The sequence below is a fragment of the Stenotrophomonas sp. SrG genome (assembly GCF_050031795.1).
In the GTDB taxonomy this organism is placed as follows: Bacteria; Pseudomonadota; Gammaproteobacteria; order Xanthomonadales; family Xanthomonadaceae; genus Stenotrophomonas; species Stenotrophomonas rhizophila_A.
In genome coordinates, this window is sequence record NZ_JBNBBE010000759.1 from 1 (window position 1) to 246 (window position 246).

A 246-nucleotide genomic window follows, 5' to 3' on the forward strand; every position below is an offset into this window, starting at 1 on the left:
TCCCGGCGGCCTACCGCCAGGCGTACGTCGATTATCTGAAGTGCCGGCTGCAGGCACGTGCCGCGTTTGTAGGGGAGGCCGTCCGTGCCCACGCTGCACACGTATGACTATGCGGTGATCCGCGTGGTACCGCGGGTGGAACGCGACGAGTTCATCAACGTCGGGGTGATCGTGTCCTGCCCGGGGGCGAAGCACCTTCAGGCGGCGATTGAGATTGTCCCGGTAAGGATGCAGGCTTTTGCGCCG

At 64.6% G+C, this 246-nt stretch carries 1 protein-coding gene; it reads left to right on the forward strand.

The genetic code is table 11. The features are described 5' to 3' along the window. Nucleotides 1-84: 84 nt before the first annotated feature. Nucleotides 85-246, forward strand: a 162-nt coding sequence (locus tag ACQG3P_RS21600; RefSeq protein WP_426806198.1) for a DUF3037 domain-containing protein, incomplete at its 3' end; no start/stop codon positions are given.